17 protein-coding genes are annotated in these 17280 nt (G+C 55.1%); 6 read left to right on the top strand and 11 right to left on the bottom strand.

Annotated features, from left to right (window positions below; genetic code table 11):
• Nucleotides 1-567, top strand: a 567-nt coding sequence (locus B2310_RS07400) for a LysR family transcriptional regulator substrate-binding protein (protein ID WP_290730084.1), incomplete at its 5' end; no start/stop codon positions are given.
• 7 nt (nt 568-574) lie between these two features.
• Here B2310_RS07400 and B2310_RS07395 read toward each other — a convergent pair.
• Entirely contained in the window at nt 575-1801 is a 1227-nt protein-coding gene (locus tag B2310_RS07395; RefSeq protein WP_290730081.1) for a hypothetical protein, read from the bottom strand.
• Nucleotides 1798-2646 carry a TIGR02147 family protein gene (locus tag B2310_RS07390; RefSeq protein WP_290730078.1) on the bottom strand — a complete coding sequence of 283 codons (849 nt, stop codon included), beginning with the start codon at nt 2644-2646 and terminating at the stop codon, nt 1798-1800. The genes B2310_RS07395 and B2310_RS07390 overlap by 4 nt, the downstream gene beginning before the upstream one ends.
• 169 nt (nt 2647-2815) lie before the next feature.
• Here B2310_RS07390 and B2310_RS07385 point away from each other — a divergent pair, with 169 nt between their 5' ends.
• Both B2310_RS07385 and B2310_RS07380 read left to right on the top strand, forming a co-directional pair.
• Nucleotides 2816-4492 (top strand): glycosyl hydrolase, encoded by a 1677-nt coding sequence (locus B2310_RS07385; RefSeq protein WP_290730076.1) that lies wholly within the window; start codon nt 2816-2818, stop codon nt 4490-4492.
• A 34-nt stretch (nt 4493-4526) separates the two neighbouring features.
• The gene (locus tag B2310_RS07380; protein WP_290730073.1) at nt 4527-5903 is read left to right on the top strand and encodes an SGNH/GDSL hydrolase family protein; all 1377 of its coding nucleotides are present in this window, start codon (nt 4527-4529) and stop codon (nt 5901-5903) included.
• 9 nt (nt 5904-5912) lie between these two features.
• On the opposite strand, the gene bioD is transcribed toward B2310_RS07380, so the two are convergent.
• The 4 genes from bioD to bioA are packed head-to-tail and all read right to left on the bottom strand — an operon-like array spanning nt 5913 to nt 9916.
• Complete coding sequence (gene bioD, locus B2310_RS07375; RefSeq protein ID WP_290727243.1) at nt 5913-6578, bottom strand: dethiobiotin synthase; 666 nt, start codon at nt 6576-6578, stop codon at nt 5913-5915.
• Nucleotides 6575-7804, bottom strand: coding sequence for an aminotransferase class I/II-fold pyridoxal phosphate-dependent enzyme (locus tag B2310_RS07370; protein ID WP_290730070.1), 1230 nt, complete (start codon nt 7802-7804; stop codon nt 6575-6577). The genes bioD and B2310_RS07370 overlap by 4 nt, the downstream gene beginning before the upstream one ends.
• Nucleotides 7801-8604, bottom strand: a complete 804-nt coding sequence (locus B2310_RS07365; RefSeq protein WP_290730087.1) for a 6-carboxyhexanoate--CoA ligase — start codon at nt 8602-8604, stop codon at nt 7801-7803. Before B2310_RS07365 ends, B2310_RS07370 begins: the two co-directional genes overlap by 4 nt.
• Before the next feature lies 1 nt (nt 8605).
• Nucleotides 8606-9916 carry an adenosylmethionine--8-amino-7-oxononanoate transaminase gene (gene bioA / locus B2310_RS07360; RefSeq protein ID WP_290730067.1) on the bottom strand — a complete coding sequence of 437 codons (1311 nt, stop codon included), beginning with the start codon at nt 9914-9916 and terminating at the stop codon, nt 8606-8608.
• A gap of 137 nt (nt 9917-10053) precedes the next feature.
• Here bioA and argH point away from each other — a divergent pair, with 137 nt between their 5' ends.
• On the top strand, nt 10054-11478 hold the full coding sequence (gene argH, locus B2310_RS07355) for an argininosuccinate lyase (RefSeq protein WP_290730064.1): 1425 nt from the start codon (nt 10054-10056) through the stop codon (nt 11476-11478).
• Here argH and B2310_RS07350 read toward each other — a convergent pair whose 3' ends face one another.
• From B2310_RS07350 to B2310_RS07335, 4 genes are read right to left on the bottom strand one after another with little or no spacing between them, the layout of a single operon-like run.
• Entirely contained in the window at nt 11479-12393 is a 915-nt protein-coding gene (locus B2310_RS07350; RefSeq protein ID WP_290730061.1) for a TraB/GumN family protein, read from the bottom strand.
• 9 nt (nt 12394-12402) lie between these two features.
• On the bottom strand, nt 12403-13152 hold the full coding sequence (locus tag B2310_RS07345) for an ABC transporter ATP-binding protein (RefSeq protein ID WP_290730058.1): 750 nt from the start codon (nt 13150-13152) through the stop codon (nt 12403-12405).
• Entirely contained in the window at nt 13149-14126 is a 978-nt protein-coding gene (locus tag B2310_RS07340) for a FecCD family ABC transporter permease (protein WP_290730055.1), read from the bottom strand. Before B2310_RS07340 ends, B2310_RS07345 begins: the two co-directional genes overlap by 4 nt.
• 9 nt (nt 14127-14135) lie before the next feature.
• The gene (locus tag B2310_RS07335; RefSeq protein ID WP_173365546.1) at nt 14136-14897 is read right to left on the bottom strand and encodes a hypothetical protein; all 762 of its coding nucleotides are present in this window, start codon (nt 14895-14897) and stop codon (nt 14136-14138) included.
• Nucleotides 14898-15002: 105 nt separating this feature from the next.
• On the opposite strand from B2310_RS07335, the gene nspC reads away from it, so the two are divergent.
• Complete coding sequence (gene nspC / locus B2310_RS07330) at nt 15003-16130, top strand: carboxynorspermidine decarboxylase (protein WP_290730052.1); 1128 nt, start codon at nt 15003-15005, stop codon at nt 16128-16130.
• Nucleotides 16131-16553 (top strand): tRNA (adenosine(37)-N6)-threonylcarbamoyltransferase complex ATPase subunit type 1 TsaE, encoded by a 423-nt coding sequence (tsaE, locus tag B2310_RS07325; protein ID WP_173382667.1) that lies wholly within the window; start codon nt 16131-16133, stop codon nt 16551-16553.
• Here tsaE and B2310_RS07320 read toward each other — a convergent pair.
• Nucleotides 16550-17251, bottom strand: a complete 702-nt coding sequence (locus B2310_RS07320) for a hypothetical protein (protein ID WP_290730050.1) — start codon at nt 17249-17251, stop codon at nt 16550-16552. The two genes, tsaE and B2310_RS07320, sit on opposite strands and share 4 nt — an antisense overlap.
• Nucleotides 17252-17280 lie beyond the last annotated feature (29 nt).

Here is a 17280-nt window from a genome sequence, read left to right as displayed (position 1 = left end):
TTTCTTTCGAAGTGCATCGGGATTCTCCAGGACGACTATCCGAAGATTAAGTACAACTTATATTCGGGCGACAGCGAGCGCGCCCTGGAAAAGCTGGACAAGGGCATTTTTGATTTTGCGGTGGTTGTAGACAACGTTGATTTGGAAAAGTACAACTGCCTTGCGGTGCGTTCGGTGGACCGTTGGGGCGTGGTGATGCGTCGCGACGACCCTTTGGCCAGGCGGGATTTCATCGAGCCGAAGGACTTGCTCGACAAGCCGCTGTTGGCGTCGCGCCAGGCGATGGTGGCGGATTTACCGAAATGGTTCGGCGACGATATTTCGAAACTGAACGTGATTGTGGGGCTGGATCTTTCGTATAACGGTTCGGTGCTTGCCAAAGAGGGCACGGGCTACCTGCTCACTTTCGACGGACTGGTGGATACGAGCCGCACTTCGCGCCTGTGCTTCAGGCCGCTCATGCCCGAGCTCACCACCAACATGTACATCATTTGGCGGCGGGGCCAGCAGTTCACGCGGGCGGGCGAACTTTTCCTCGACACGCTCCGGCACGTGCTGGAGGAATAGGCAGAAGCTAGAATTCTACGCCTTCAAAGACGATTTCGTCAATTTCCAGATAGCTTCCGCTACTGGCAAAGATGCTCACGAACCCGATTTCGTGGGCGATATTTTTCCACTCCACCTGGTAGACGGATGCATTGAGTTTTTCCCTGCCGGGCCTGAACACGATTTCCTTCCAGGTGGTGTCGGCGGTCGCGTGCCAGAGCGATTTCTGGAAGTTGTTGTCGCCAAGATCCTTGTAATGCTCCAATGCGAAACTGAAGTCGCAATCCCCGCGCACCTTCATGCGGATGGCGGTGAGAGCGCTCAGGTCATAATAGCCCGTGTCGAGTCCGAGATGCGTACCGAGAAGCACGTAGCCGGAATCGCCCAGGTCGAACTGCAGCGAAAGATGTTTCCCGCGGGCACCGTCCACGATGGCTCCGCCGAACCCGCCTACAGAATCGGGTTTGATCCAGGTTGCCGTACCCGAGGCGATATAGTACCAGCCGTAGTTCTTGTAAGTCTTCGCGAGATTGTTCAGGCTGTCGCCGTCGTCGAAATCCTCGAAGACGTATTCGCGCGTCAAATCCCAAATGTGCATGAGCGTATCAACGGATGTCCCGGCATCAAGCGAAACGTCAGCAACGGGCTCGTTCCACATAAGAACGGTATATTTTCCCGACGGGACGTGCGAGAATACAAACTCGCCACCTTCGTTCCTGGCCCAATAGGGAGTTGCATCGAGCATCAAGGAGACATCCGAAACCGCAGAATCAGAAGCGGCGGCACCAAAACGCACTGTTAGCGAAACGGACGGCAGAAGCTCGATTTCATTCATCGTAGAATCCGCAGCCTTGAGCCTTGTCCACACCATGAGCGAGGAGTCCTCGCCGGCAATTCCTTCGACATAGCACCTTGCATTCTGGCACTCGTCCAGTCGAGTCTCGAACTGCACCATTCCGGAATCATCCGCAGTGGCAGTTTCCAGCGCTGAAACATGGGACGGGAGGAATTGCGTTATATCTTCGGACGGGCTTTCCACGGGGACGGCACCAGAACGCTGGTACAGCGTAACGCGTGCCTGCGGTATAGGCTTGTGCGCCCCGTCAAACGCAATGACGGCAATCCCGTTCGTCGTCTCGCTCGTGGCTCCCGCAGTCTCGGACCCGCTGTCGGAACAGCCCGAGAACGCAACCAGCGCAAGGCCGAATGCGATGCAAAAAAGTGTCCTGTTCCTAAACTCCTGGGATAATCTCATCGTTCTTCCTTTTTCATCATCGGGAACAACTGGAAATTTAACTGATAAACGCTGTCGCAAATTTGCGAAGGCATCGCATTAACCACATTTACGATGGATTTTCGCGTCTCGGCGAGGATTTCGCGGATTTTTTCAATCTGTTTCGAGTCGAGCGCCATCGTGAGCGTGCTGATATCGCGCTTTTCCTTGGGGGTATCGGCGATGGACTTGCGGGCAAGTTCCGCAATGCTCGCCTGGTAGTCGCTGATGCAGGCGCTCAGCCAGTGTTCCTTCGTCTTGAGGTGGGCCTCGGTAGGCACCACGCGGCCGTCCTTGCGGGTATGCGCGAGCCCGAGCTGCAACAGCGCGTCCACTGCGGTCTGTACCTGCGTGGCGGTGAGTTTCGGGACGCTGCTCTCGCCAAGCTTTGCGGCATCCTGCGGGCCACGGTAGTCGAACACGTCGAGGGCCGAGCGTATCATCGGGTAGAACCACTGCTGAAAATAGCGGTAGCGGGCTTCGTCCAGCTCGCGGCAGGCGGCAGGGCGCATCTTCTGCAGCGTCTCGAAATGCTTGCGCACCTGTTCGTCAGTTTTCGCCTTCCCGTAGGCGACCATCTCGCGGAAATACTCCGCCTTGGCTTCCTTGAACCGGAAGAACTGCACGAAAGTCTCGATGCACTTGGGCGAAACGTGGCGCTTGCCCTGCAAAATCTTTACCAGGAGGCTCGCATCCATATTGACCGCAGTGGCGAACACGCGGTAGCTGAACGTCGGGTCCAGCGACTTTTCCAGTTCGTAGAACTCCTGCAAAAACTTGCGGTAGTCGGAATAGTCGTATATGTTGATCTTGTTTTTCGAAAACATGGCGGGCCTGCCGGTATAAATATAGTTTCTCGCTATTAAATTTCCAATTTTTTCGGGTCAATTTGTAAATTTTTTCACAACAATGTTGACTTTTTTGTCCACACCCGTGGACATTTTGCTGGCGGCAACCCGCAAAACAAGGTATATTCAGTATAACCAAGGAGTTCTAATGAATATCGGCCTTAAATTCGCAATTCTCGGTCTGTGCGTCTCGACGGCGGCATTTGCCACCAAGTACGAGGCGGAATCGGCAACGCTCTCCGGAGGTGCCAAAAATGTCAACGCCTCGGGCGTCTCGGGCACGGGTTACGCCGACATGCAGGAAGGCAACATCACCTTCGCGGGCGTCACCGCAGAAAAGGCGGGCAAGTACCAGGTGACCATCCGCTACAAGGCGGGCGATTTCAAGGCGAACTACATCGTGGTCAACGGCGCCACCTCGGGTACCGTCGACTTCGAGGGCACCTCCAACTGGTCCGACGTCTCGACCGTCGTCACGCTCAAGGCGGGCACGAACACCATCTCACTCGAAAAGTACTGGGGCTGGATTAGCGTGGACTATATCGACGTGGAACCCTACGAATCCTCCCCCTTCAAGCTCTCCGCGACCCCGGTCACCCCGAATGCGACCGAAAGCGCCGTGAAGCTCTACAGTTTCTTGCGCGAGAACTTCGGCAAAAAAACGATTAGCGGCATCATGACCGGCGACATGAGCGGATACACCCTGGGCGCCGACTTCAAGACCCACGACGACGTGAAGTACATCTACACGCGCACGGGCAAGTACCCGGTACTTGTCGGCCTCGACTTCCTTTTCGCAACAGGTCCGAGTGCATCGCAAAGCTGGAATATGGAATACACCAACAAGGCGATATCCATTGCAAAAAGCCTCTGGAAGGCTGGCGGCATTCCCGCATTCACCTGGCACTGGAAAGACCCGCTCGACAAGGATGACGCGTTCTATATCCAGGGCGCAGACAACGGCCAGGGATACACGACCTTCGATTTTGCTACCGGATTCAAGCCCGGCACCACCGAATGGAACACCGAAAGTGCCGCCTACAAGGGAATCATCGCCGACATCGACCACATCGCCGACTACTTCCTCGAACTGCAGAAAGAAGGCGTCGCGGGCATTTTCCGCCCCCTGCACGAAGCGGGCGGCAAATGGTTCTGGTGGAGCATCAATTCAGGCGACCAGTTCGCGGCCCTCTACCGCCTTGTCTATGACCGCATGGTAAAGGTCAAGGGCGTGAAGAACATGATCTGGGTGTTCAACCCCGAAGGGAGCACCGTCACCTCCTGGAATCCGGGCAGCGAATATTACGACGTGCTCTCCATCGACATCTACAACAGCGCAAACGACCATTCTAGCAACGCAAGCGCCTTCGACAAGTTCAAGAGCGCATCGAACGGCACGAAGATTCTCGCACTCAGCGAAAACGGGCCTATCCCCGACGTGAACAACATGCATACCGACGAAGCGGTATGGAGCTGGTGGATGCCGTGGTATAGCACCTGGAGCGGAACCTGGCCCGGCCAAACGAAGGACGCCGTGTGGAAGAGCAACATGGACGACGAACGAGTCCTTTCTCTCGAGGACATGCCCGGCTGGGACAACTACACGGCGGACGTCACTCCCGATACGACAGTAACGCCTCCCGACTCCGGCACGACCCACATCGCGACCGCACCGCGCCTGCTCGGGACGGCAACCACCATCGGAATTTTCGACATGAACGGTCACTACGTGGGACTCACTACGCAGGGGCTTCCGCAGGGCCGCTACGTCATCCGCAAGCAGGTGCAGGGCCACGTCGTGAATACGCTTTACCTCAAGAAATAACTGGACAAAAAAAATGGATGTGTGTATGGGATACATGAACAAAAAAGTCGTTGTCGCCTCCACTGTGTTTTTCTGGGTTGGTTTGGCAAACGCCATAGTCCCGAACAAGTTGGTTTCTGGCGGTTTGCCGGCACATACGGGGGCGGCAACGACCGATTATTTAACAGACGGTTACCTGACGAACTGGAAGAGCAGTAACGCCAAGGAAATCGCGCTGAACGTGGGCGAAGGTCCCACGAAACTGCGAATCAACTGGGAATCGTTCGGCGATTGCGCCTGGGCTACCGACTTTACGAGCGGCTGCGGGCATAGCGGCGTCGCGCTTTCGAATTTCAAGATCATGACCTCCGCGAATTCCACCGACGGCAAAGACGGCGACTGGGTCGAGGCGGCAAGCGTCAAGAACAATCCCGTGATGGCGCGCGGCGTCAACATCGAATTTGCGGGAAAGTCGTGGTTCAAGTTCGTGAGCGAAGGCGACGTGGGCCAGATTCTCGAAATCGAGGCATTCGACATGAGCGCGGACGGAACCGACACGTGGTTCTTCATGGGCACGAGCATCAGCCAGATGGGAATCAAGCAGCAGGATACCGACTCCACGACGGCGCAAATCATTCACGCGAAGTTCCCGGAATACACGCCCGCCATGCTCCGCGGAGGCATCGGCTGCATCAACAGTTCCGAGGTCGTCGAGCACTTGGGCGAATACCTGGAGTACGCAGGCAACGTGAAGTTCTGGGCCATCGAGATGGGCACGAACGATGCCTGGGGCGGCGGCGACTGGAACCTCGCCACATACAAGAAGAACATGCAGACGATTATCGATTCGGCGAAGGCGCACGGCATCACCCCGATTATCGCCCGCATTATCGCGACAGATTCTTCCAAGGCCGGCTGGCAGGTGAACCCCGCATTCCTCGAGGCCGTCGACAACCTGACCGAAGAAAACAACCTCCCGAAGGGTCCCGACTTTTTCGCCTACTTCAAGGAACATCCGGAACAGCTCGCGAGCGACGGAGTTCACCCGAACGGCGACAAGAAGGGCGGGCAGGCGATGCACCACCTGTGGGCCGAAGCGCTCGCCCCGCTGTACGCCGCGGGCGACACGACGAAAGCAGACAGTTCCAAACAGGATTCTTCTGGAATTGTTTCTGGCGATTCCTCAAACAGCCTTGCTTCGCAAAAAAGAAGCCTTTCCCTCCCCCACATTTATTCGGAGGGCAAAAGCATCATCATCAATACAATCGGCCATTCCGTTGACATTATCTTGATTTCGCCATTAGGTCAAGTTCTTGCCCAAAGCAAAACATCTTATGGAGCAGTAAGATTTGACAACCTTTCTGCAGGACGATACGTTGCAATCATTCGCGGCAACGGAATCCGATTCGAAGCGAACGTTATCGTAAAATAAACCACCAGACTAAAACGGTTGCACACCTAAATCAGTGTCGCCGTCTTTGACTTTTGCAAGGATTTCGAGACCTGTCAAATCCTGCATCATGCGGATGTTGTCGTCTTCCATTTCCAGGTTGCCGCTACAACCATAGCGGTTCACGATGAGTCCGCGAACATCAAGGCCGCGGCTACGGGCGTATTCTACGGTGAGCACGCAAGCGTTAATGGAGCCGAGGGCCGCCGTCGTTACGACAAGCAGCGGAAGGCCCAGCGTCTTCATGATATCGACGAGGAAAATTTTCTGATCATCGTAGCGGATGGGGCAAATGATTCCCCCGCTGCCTTCGGCAAAAATGAATTCATGGCGAGCGCAAGCCGCTTCAAAATCAGCCTGGACTTTCGAAAGTTCTACGGGGTTGCCTTCTTTGCGGGCGGCGAGATGTGGCGAGACGGCTTCTTTATAGATGTAGCTCACGAGCTGTTCTTGCGTATCGGGAAGATTTGCAATGTTTTTCACATAGTCGGCGTCACCGGCGACCCATTTGCCGTCGCGGAGTTCTGCGCCGCTGAGGGCGGCCTTGTAGTAGCCCGCATCGATGCCGAAATCGCGCCACTTTTTAACGAGAAGGGCGGTGATAAAGGTCTTGCCGACATCCGTTCCGGTGGCTGTGACGAAATATCCTTTACTCATACACACTCCTTTACTGCTTGCGCAATTACTGTTGCGGCGGCTTGGAGCTGTTCGTGCGTGTGCGTGGCCATCAGGCTTGCGCGTAGGCGGGCTTGCCCCTTGGCAACAGTGGGGTAACGAATTGCGGGGATAAGTATTCCCGCATCTTGAAGCGCTGCGGATATTTTAAGCGCGCAAGCTTCGTCGCCGATGACAATCGGAACAATCGCAGACGGGGACTGGACGACGTTCACGCCTTCATGCAGCAAGGCATCGCAGAAAAATTTCACGTTATCACGCAAGTTCTGCACGCGTTCAGCATGCGCATCGATGTAGCGCAAGTTGTTGCAGGCGGCCGCGGCAACGGCAGGAGCCATCGCTGTTGTAAAAATAAAGCTGCGGGCCTTGTTGCGGAGGAAATCAATCAGCTGCTGCTTGCCCGCCACGAAGCCGCCCTCGGCGGCAACGGCTTTGCTCAATGTGCCGACGGTTACGTCGGCATGAGCACAGCCGTAGTGTTCGGCAAGGCCTCGCCCGGTCTTGCCGAGCACGCCCGTGGCATGCGCCTCATCAATCATCAAGAGGCAATCATTTTCTTTTGCAATCCACAGAAGTTCCGGCAAATTCGCAAGGTCGCCATCCATGCTGAAAACAGCATCGGTCACGATAAGCCCACGGAAGGGCCGCGCATCTTGTTCTGCAGGCTTTTCACGTGTGCTGAATTCTGCTTTGGCTGTCGAAATCACGCGTTCCAAATCTGCCATGTCGTTATGCTTATAGACAAAGCACTTGGCTCGCGAAAGGCGGATGCCGTCAATAATGCTCGCGTGGTTCAGTTCATCGCTAAAAATAAAGTCGTTCTTGCCGCACAAAGCCGAAATCGTGCCGACATTCGCCATGTAACCCGTATTGAACGTGATGGCAGATTCTTCACCCTTGAATTTTGCGATAAATTCCTCTAATTCCTGATGCGGAGACTTGTTGCCTGTCGTAAGGCGAGCGCCGCCGCTTCCTGTTCCCCACTCCAAAACCGCCTGGGCCATCGCCTGCTTGAGTTCGTCGACGTTCGCCAAGTCCAGGTATGAATTGGAAGCCAGCAGAATCTGTTCCTGCGAATCGCCATCGGGCATGCGAATCTTCACGCACGACGATTCCGGCGTTTCCATCAAGCGCATGGTGCGGTAAGTGTTATTCGCCCGAGCCGTTTCCAAAGCGTCTTTCGTAAAAATGTCAAGAATGCGACTCATGCCCCAACATCCACCAAAATTTTCTTTTTCTGCAAGTACTCGATACACTCTTCGGCAGATGCCCTGCGTGAATCGAACAAGAAAATGCGGCCTCCGTTTTCGTCGCCCATTTCCTTCATCTTCATGATGCGTACGTAGCCGAGTTCCTTGCTCGCCACATAGCCCGTCACGTAGTTCGGGTCGTCGCTCACGCAAAATTCCGCAACCATCCCCGGGGCGTTTGCCACCTTGGTCGCAAGCACGATGGCTTCGTTAAAGTGATTCTTGCAACTGTCCACTTCGCTCGAATGCAGCGCATCCATATAAGTCGCACGCACGCCGCGTTCGTGGTCAGGTTCCAGGCGTTCGCACGTCGCGATATCGTACAGCATCGCGCCGCGCATCGGGAATGTCGCCCGCAAAAGTTCTGGCAAATTTGCGGCGAAGTTTTGAAGGCAGGCTTTTTCACTCGTTCCCTTCGGCACGCTCAGGGAACTTTCTTTATGAACTTCCATCACAGCTTTACCGACCAACCCAAAAGCCTTCTCCAACCCTTCCTGCCATGTTTCCACGTCTACACGCGTCACCGGCAAGGCCTTCAAAATCTGGATATCGCTTTCGTGAATCTTCTCGATTTTCACGTTGATGAAATCCGGGTCGCCCTTGGAATGCGTCATGGCCCGGCGCACCATCGCCGCACACACAGCCTCAACAGAATCCCGGTTCACGATGCGCTCGGCACCGGATATGTGCTGCTCACGTTTCTGTTCGCCCTCTCCCACTTGCTGCGAGGCACGCATTTTCAAGCTGTAATAATCCATATCACTCATGAAATTCGTCTTCGCCTTCTACGATAGGCGCGGGTTCACATTCGCCAATCATCTTGATGGCTTCGCAGATGCGGTCGATTTCAGGATCGGTCGTAATGAACGGAGGCATCGTATACACGTAATTGCAGAAAGGCCTGAGCCACACGCCGGTTTCGCGAATCACGCACAGAATGTCGTCTGCGGAAGGTTTCGCCTTCAGTTCCAAGACTCCGATAGCGCCGAGAACACGCACGTCGGCCGCATTTTCAAGCGCACGGAGCGGTTCCAGATTGGCGCGGAGGCGAGCTTCGATTCGAGCAACCTCCCCCGCATAATCACGGTTTTCGAACAACGTTAACGAAGCAATTCCTGCAGCACAAGCGAGCGGGTTCGCCATGTAAGTCGGGCCGTGCATAAATGCCGGAATCTTGCTGTTCGTAATCGTTTCGGCGACCTTCTCGGACGCGACACAGGCCGCCATCGTAATGCATCCGCCCGTAAGCGCCTTGCCAATACACATGATGTCCGGCGTTATCCCCGCATGCATCATTGCAAAGCGCGGTCCCGTGCGGTAAAAACCAGCGGCAATTTCGTCTAGAATCAACAAGATTCCGTAACGGTCGCAAAGTTCGCGGAGCGATTTCAGGTAACCCGCATTGTAAAGCCACATGCCGTTTCCGCCCTGGAATACGGGCTCACAAATTACGGCAGCAATTTCATCCTTATGTTCTTCGACGACGCGTTCCATCGAAGCGAAATCCGTCGGATTCCACGCCTCATCATAGCGGCAGTTCGGGCGTTCCGCAAAATAATGGTGCGGCATGATTCCGCGGAAAAGCGTATGCATCCCGTCCGGGTCAGAAAGCGCCATTGCCCCTGCTGTGTCGCCGTGGTAGCCGCCCTTCAGGGCGACCAACTTGCAGCGCTCCGGATGTCCGAGAGAATATTGGTACTGCACCGCCATCTTAGCGGCACATTCTACAGAAATACTTCCCGAATCCGCAAAGAAAATCTTGTTCAAGCCTTCGGGCAAAAAGTTCACCAGCTTTTCGCCAAGCTCAATCGCGGGCTCGTGCGTAAAACCGCCAAACATCACGTGACACATCTTTTCGCTTTGCTTCTGGATCGCATCGACGATTTCAGGGGCATTGTGCCCGTGTGCCATGCACCACCAGCTAGACACGGCATCAATCAATTTCAGACCATCGGCCGTTTCAATCGTTGTTCCGTAAGCTGTCTTGGCGAGAAATCTTGCGGGAGTATTTTTCAGCGCCGCATACGGATGCCACAAATGCTCGCTGTCAAAATCTAATAATTGTTTCATTTCACGTAAAAATATAGAAAAAAGAGACACTTTCTTAATCTTCGGGGTTCCTGCATATCAAGGCTATAAACCAGCGGCGACATACGAGAAACAATAAAATTCTATATTTGCGCATGAAAAACAAAAGGACATTAATCATGGCAAAGACCAACGGAAAAAACACTTCGAAAAAAGGCACCCAGACCAACATGTGGACCGGCCGTTTCGCTAGCGGCATGGCGCAAAGCATGGTGGACCTGAGCTTCAGCCTGCAATTTGACGCCGAACTCATCGAAGAAGACATCGAAGGAAGCATCGGGCACGGCAAGGGCCTGGTGGAATCCGGTGTGTTAAGCAAAGCCGACTACAAGAAGATTTGCGATGGACTGGAGAGCATCCTCAAGGACTACAAGGCCGGCAAGAACCTGTGGAAGGAATCCGACGAGGACATCCATATGGCCGTGGAACGCGTGCTCACCGAACGCATCGGTGCACTCGGCAAGAAGATTCACACGGGCCGCAGCCGTAACGACCAGGTCTGCACGGACTTCAAACTCTACATGCGTCACCGCGCCACCGAAATCCGCGCTCTCGAAGTGAGCCTGATGGAAACGGTGCTCGACCTCGCGAAAAAGTACTTCGGCAAGATGATGCCGGGCTACACGCACCTGCAGCAGGCGCAGCCCATCTACTTCAGCCATTACCTGATGAGCATGTTCTTTGCCGTGAGCCGCGACGTGAAGCGCCTCGACAACTTCCTCGAGCTGCACAGCGAACTTCCGCTCGGTAGCGGCGCCATGGCCGGTTCCGCATTCCCCTACCACCGCGCACTCGTCGCGAAGGAACTCGGATTCAACGGCGTGAGCCCGAACAGCATCGACGCCGTGAGCCACCGCGACATGATGCTCGAATTCGAAGCCGATTTAGCGATTATCGCAAACACCATGAGCCGCTACGCCGAAGATTTTGTGAACTGGAGCACCAGTGAATTCGGCTACCTCACCCTGCACGATGCCTTCTCTAGCGGGTCTTCTATGATGCCGCAGAAGAAGAACCCCGACTCCATGGAACTTATCCGCGGAAAGTCCGGCCGCATGCTCGGCAACTTCAGCGCCCTCTACACGCTGGTGAAGGGAGCCCCGCTCAGCTACAGCCGCGATTTGCAAGAAGACAAGGAACCGGTATTCGACTCCGTCCATAACGTGAAGGTGATTCTCCGCGTCATGAAAGAGGCCTTGGAAAGCGCACGTTTCAATTTCGACAAGATGCACGCGAAGATGCTGCCGGCGCTGCTGGCTACCGACCTCGCCGACCTTCTGGTCGAATCCGGCGTGCCGTTCCGCGATGCCCACCATGTGGTCGGTAGCCTGGTCGGCGAAGCCGCCCGCCAGGGCCTCGAATTCACGGACCTCTCTGATGAGGCCTGGGAAGCCGCCGGCGTCCCGAACGTCAAGCAGATGAAGAAGACGCTCACCTTCGAATACAGCGTTTCCCGCCGCAACATCGAAGGCGGCACGGGTCCCAAGTCCGTGAAGCAGCAGTTCGTGAAGGCCGCCGCAATCTTGAAGAAATTCAAGAAGTAATTACTTCTGTTCGACAGTGAAGCCCTTGTCGCGGAGAAGTTCTATGACGTTTTCGTCCTTCCCCGCCAGATGCGCCGCACCTACGACGATAAAGACCTTGCGGTCGGAGGCCAAGAAGCCTTCGACCGTTTTTGCCATCTTGCGGTTACGCGAAGTATAGACGCGCTCGTTGAGTTCCTCTGTCAGAAGCGAATCCTGAGCATCCTTCGGGTGCGATTCCAATTCCATAGCATCGCGGAACATTGCGACATCGCCGGTTTTCCACGCACGCATCATCAGCGTGATACTGGAATCGAGTAGCGGCATATCGCGCAGCGTACTCCTCATGTAGTAAATGCCCAGAGAATCTGGGATTCCCTCGCCCGAAAGCGCATTGACCTGTTCTTCTACCGTTTCGAGCGAAACAATAGGTTTCCCCATTTTGCGGGCAGCCATGAGAAAATAAAGGTCTATTCCATATTCGGGATGGAAGCCCCTTCGCTGTATGGCTACGGAACTCAAGGTCATTGCCGCTGCCCAAGGCCTGTATGGGTTGAACGTCCCTAACGGAATGTACCACGCCATGCAGAGGCTATCGAGCGAGCTCTGCACATCCGCAGGTAAAATCTTGTCAAGGCTTTCACTATCCGGGAGCAGACCGCGCTGCGCAGAAAGCACCATAATTTCCTTGACAACGGAAGTATCGCTCATGTCGAGTTCGACACCCAGTTCGTCCGAATGTTCAAACGCATCCGTTATCTCGGAAGCGAGCGGATAGAACGAGGAATCCGCAAAATGCACACTTCCGAGAAGATAGACACTGGAATTGGAATCCGAGACCTTCCAAAAGAGGTGTTTCTGCGCACTGTCGCTATTGAATGAGAAACATCCTATCAGGAACAACGCGAATACAAGACTGAACAAAACGATTTTCATATTTAACACCTAGAATTCGCCCGTCCAGCCGAAGAGTCCTTCGGCACGGGCATTGGATGCAGGGGCGACACGAATGGTTCCGCTATCGAGGACGGCAATCCGGTCGCTATATTTTTCCGCATAATCAAGAGAATGCGTCGACACGACAATTCCCATGTTGCGGTCATGCGCCAACGACCGGAGGGTACGGAAGAGCGCATGGCTTCGCGGAATGTCGAGAAACGCATTAGGCTCATCCAACAACAGGACGCGCACCTCCCGCGCGACCGCCTGAGCCAAGAAGACACGGCTGCGTTCGCCGTCGCTCAATTCCGCAACGGCGCGATCCGCAAAGCGCGAGACATCAAGAAGATCCATCGCATCGACAATACACTTTTCGTCTTCTGCGCTTCTTCCATCGAGGATTCCCGAATAAGGCGTTCGGCCAAGGCTAACGAACTCGCGAACCGTCATGCGGGCGGGAGGCGCGACGCCCATGCGGACGAGCGCCACCAGCCGCGCACGCTCGCGGTCCGACATGCGGTCGGCCGAGCGCGCGGCTGAAACGGTCCTGCCGCAAAGCAGGACCGTCCCGCCCCGCGGGGACAATAGGCCAGCAAACGTCTTCAAAAGCGTACTCTTGCCACATCCGTTTTCGCCCATCAAGGCAACGACTTCACCACCATGCAGTTCGAAATCGAAAGCCGACGTAAACGGTTCCCGTCCCGGATAGCCAAAAAGCAAATTCTCGACTTGCAGGAGTTCATCAGCAGAATTCATAGCGACCTCCCCTGCCGCGCCCCGCGCACGAGTACATACAAAATAACCGGAACACCAACAACGCTCAGCACTGCGTTCAAAGGAATCCATTGCGGAAACACACCCGCTACCAACGCGAGCAACGAACCGCACAATGCTGAGCCCGGCAGAAGAACCCGATGGTTCGTTGTCCTGAACATCAGATAAGACAAGTGCGGCACGGCAATTCCGATAAAGGCGACAGGCCCGCAGAACGCCGTCGCTGCGCCGGCGAGGATGCTCGAACCGACAAGGACGCAAAGCCTCGAACGTCCGACCTGGATGCCCAGTCCGCGAACAAATTCATCGCCCAGGTGTGCCGAATTCAGATAGCGCATGGACAGGACCACCGGCAAAAGTCCGACCGCGACCGCCAGGGCGAACACCCAGATGCCGTCAAGCGTGAGCCGCCCGAAACTCCCGAAGCCCCATGCCACATACACCTGGAGGCTTTCGCCTTCGGCCCCGGCAATCAGGAGGCTCACCAGTGCATCGATAAAGTAGCCAAGCAAAAGTCCCGCCACAAGCAAGACCGAGCTCTGCGAGAACCTGGATGCGAACGCGATAATCACTAGCGTCACGACGAGCGCACCGACAGATGCAGCCCCGAGCGTCCCGAAATGTCCGATACTAATTCCCGCAAGCAGCGCAAGCGCCACGCCAAAACTTGCACCGCTGCTGATGCCAAGCACAAAAGGTCCGCACAGGGGGTTGCGGAACACCGTCTGGAGGCAAAGGCCCGACACCGCAAGCGACATTCCGGCAAGAACGGCAGCCGCCACCCTCGGGATGCGGAGTTCCCAAAGGATCCGCGACACCATTGAAGAATCCGGAGACATGAGCGAATCGATTAATTTCGAGAACGGAACGTCGACCGGACCAGACACCAGCGTCCAGACAGAAAAAAACAGAACGCCTAGAAAAAGCGTCCCGAAACAGAGGGCTATCCGTTTCATCAAAAGCCCTTATTTTTTGGATTTAGCCTTGGCCTGATCCTGCTTCTTGAGTTCGTCAGAAGCCTTCTGGTCGCGAACGTAGTTCTCGGGAGGAACGTTCTCGAAGCCCTGGAGTGCGTTAAGCCAGTTATCGTTCAGGTCGCGGAACTCGAGCTTCTTCAGGTTGTGCTTGAGCGTATCGCCCGAAATCTTGAAAGTCACGTAGTCCCAGCGGATGACCTGACGGTCGCGGAACACTTCGCGGGTCACCATGGAGGAATCGTTGTCGAAGCGGTAACGGGCCTTGTAGGCGTAGTCACCCGTCTTCTGGTAGCGGTCGGCAGACGCATAGGTGCGGGTGGCACCCGTAAGCGTGTCGTTCATGTTGAACTGGAGTTCGGCATCGCGGAATGCATGGCCGTGGGCCACAATCGGAGTACGCCAAACGCCGTTGACCTGGTCCTTGACCTTCTTCTGGAAAAGCGTATCGACCTTCCAGTGGTCGAAGTTGCTCTTGTCGTACTTGGCACGCTGGACATACTTGCCCGCCTGGATCATCTTGCGCACGCTGTCAGCCTTCGCCTTCGCAAGGCTATCGGAATTAGCCTTAGGGGCACTGGACTGGTTTGCGGAGTTCAAGGAATCCAGCTTGTGCTGAATCATCTCATCAAGAGTCCCCTGTGCGCCACGGGATGCGACGACAGAGTCGACCGGTTGCTGTGCAAAAGACACCCCCGCAAAAGCAAGGGATACAAACGCTGCAAAAACACACTTATGTATAGACAAAATCATCGTCTAAAATTTAGTTAAAGACTTAAAAAAAAGGCTCGGTCAACTCAAAAAACGGCAAAAAAAAGCAGTCTACACAAAAACGGGGCACAATTTTATATTTGGGGCATGCTCGATTACACCCAAGTCCCCAGCCCCTGCTTCGTTCTGGACGAAAAAAGGCTCGTCCGGAACATGGAAATTCTTGACGATATCCAAAAAAGAACCGGAGCCAAGATAATCTGCGCCCTCAAAGGCTACAGTTTTTGGCGTTCCTTCCCGCTCATCGCGCGCTACCTCCCCGGAGCCACCGCTTCGAGCCTCAACGAAGCGCGCCTTGCCCGCGAAGAAATGGGAAAAGAGGTCCATGTTTTCGCCCCAGTCTATGGCGACGACGAAATCGACCAGATCCTCTCGCTTGCCGACCACATCAGCTTCAACAGCTTCAGCCAGTGGACGCGGTTCAAGGCTAAGACCCTTGCCGCAGGCGTGAGCGCCGGCATCCGCGTCAACCCGCAATTTTCGACCGTAGAGACCGACATCTACAACCCCTGCGGCAAGTTCTCGAGACTCGGCGTCACCGAGGCTGAATTCAAACCGGAACTCCTGGATGGAATCGAAGGGCTTCACTTTCATGCCCTCTGCGAGCAGGACGCCGATGCCCTCGAAGGAGTTCTCTCAGCTTTCGAGCAGCACTTCGGCAAGTACATCGACCGCATGAAATGGGTGAACTTTGGCGGCGGCCACCACATCACACGCAAGGACTACCACAGGGACGACCTCGTGCGCATCATCAACAGTTTCAGGCAGCGCCATCCTGGAGTCGAAGTCATCCTGGAACCGGGGGAAGCGGTCGGCTGGCAAACCGGCGAACTGGTAGCAACGGTCGAGGACATCGTCCACAACGAAATGGACATCGCCATACTGAACATTTCAGTGAGCGACCACATGCCCGATTGCCTCGAAATGCCCTACAGGCCCGCCGTAACGGGCTCTGGCATGCCCGGCGAGAAGAAATTTACATACAAGTTAACCGGATGTTCCTGCCTTGCGGGCGACCAGCTCGGGGACTTTTCCTTCGACAACCCGCTAAAGGTCGGCGACAGGATTATTTTCGAGGACATGATCCACTACACCATGGTGAAGACTACTTTCTTCAACGGGGTAAGGCACCCGAGCATCGGCAAGTTCGACATGGAAGGCAAATTCCACCTGCTACACAAGTTCACGTACGAGCAGTTCAAGGACAAGCTGTAGATGACCTTCAATAGCGAAGAAGAGACCTACAACTGGGCCGTGGAATTCGGCAAATCGCTCAGGCCGGGCGACATGGTCGCCCTATACGGGAACCTGGGGGCCGGCAAGACGGTAATGAGCCGGGGAATCTGTAAGGGACTCGGTTTTGAAGGTTCCGTCTGTTCCCCCACCTACACCATCCTGCACGAATACCCGAACGAGCCTCCCCTTTTCCATTTCGACCTCTACCGTCTGGAACCGGGCGCAGAGCTCTACGAAGTCGGCCTGGACCACGACTACCTTTCAAAAGGCATCACGCTCATCGAATGGCCCGAAAGGCTCGACGGCGATACCGGCGACATCACGCACAAGATAACCATCGAAATCATCTCGGAAAATGTCCGCGAGGTGAAGCTCGAAACGTTCGACAGGAAAAACGGCTAGAAAGCGTACTTGACACCGCAGATCAGCATTCCGGCCTGCCCTAACCCATATTCGCCGAACACGGAGATGGGGCCTCCCAATTCGAAGCCGAGAACACCGACATTGAACATCAGTCCGTGGCCGTCATACCAGAACACGCCGCCAATGCCTGCATAGGAATAGAGCCTGAAATATTTGAAGTTCAGGTAGTTCAGCTTGATTCTCGGAATGACCGAGATAATCGCGTGACTGTCCACGGTCGTATAGTCGACCATGACCCCCACTTCCAAAAGGTAGAACAGTTCGAAACCGTAGCCGAGAGAATAGGCGATTACATCCGGGTCACGATCGTCTTTATGCGCCGCATGGATAATGATATCCAGCCAAGAGGAGAGCGGCAGGAATCCAAAAAAGACGCTGACATTTTGACGTCTCTTCTGCCAGGCATCCTCCCAGGATTCCTCTTTCGGAGCAGCAGGCTGTACCGCCTTGGTATCGTCATAGACGATAGGTTCCACACGCGCAGGCGGTTCCGGTGCAGGAGATGCGCTTTCTTGCGGCAGAGGCGTCGCCATCGGTTCCTCTTGCGGAACGGACGCCTGGACGGAAGAATCCGCACCAGCGGCAACCTCCCCATTCCCGACTTCTTCATAGCCACTATCATCTACCTGGGCAAACGCCACCGAGCAGGCAAAGAGCAAGAAAACAATTCTTTTCATCGGGAACCTCCGCTATACGTTTTTTACAA

The sequence above is a fragment of the Fibrobacter sp. UBA3629 genome, assembly GCF_002374005.1.
Taxonomy (GTDB): Bacteria; Fibrobacterota; Fibrobacteria; order Fibrobacterales; family Fibrobacteraceae; genus Fibrobacter.
Note: the sequence above shows the minus strand (reverse complement) of the source record. Positions and strands in the feature narration are given on the sequence as shown.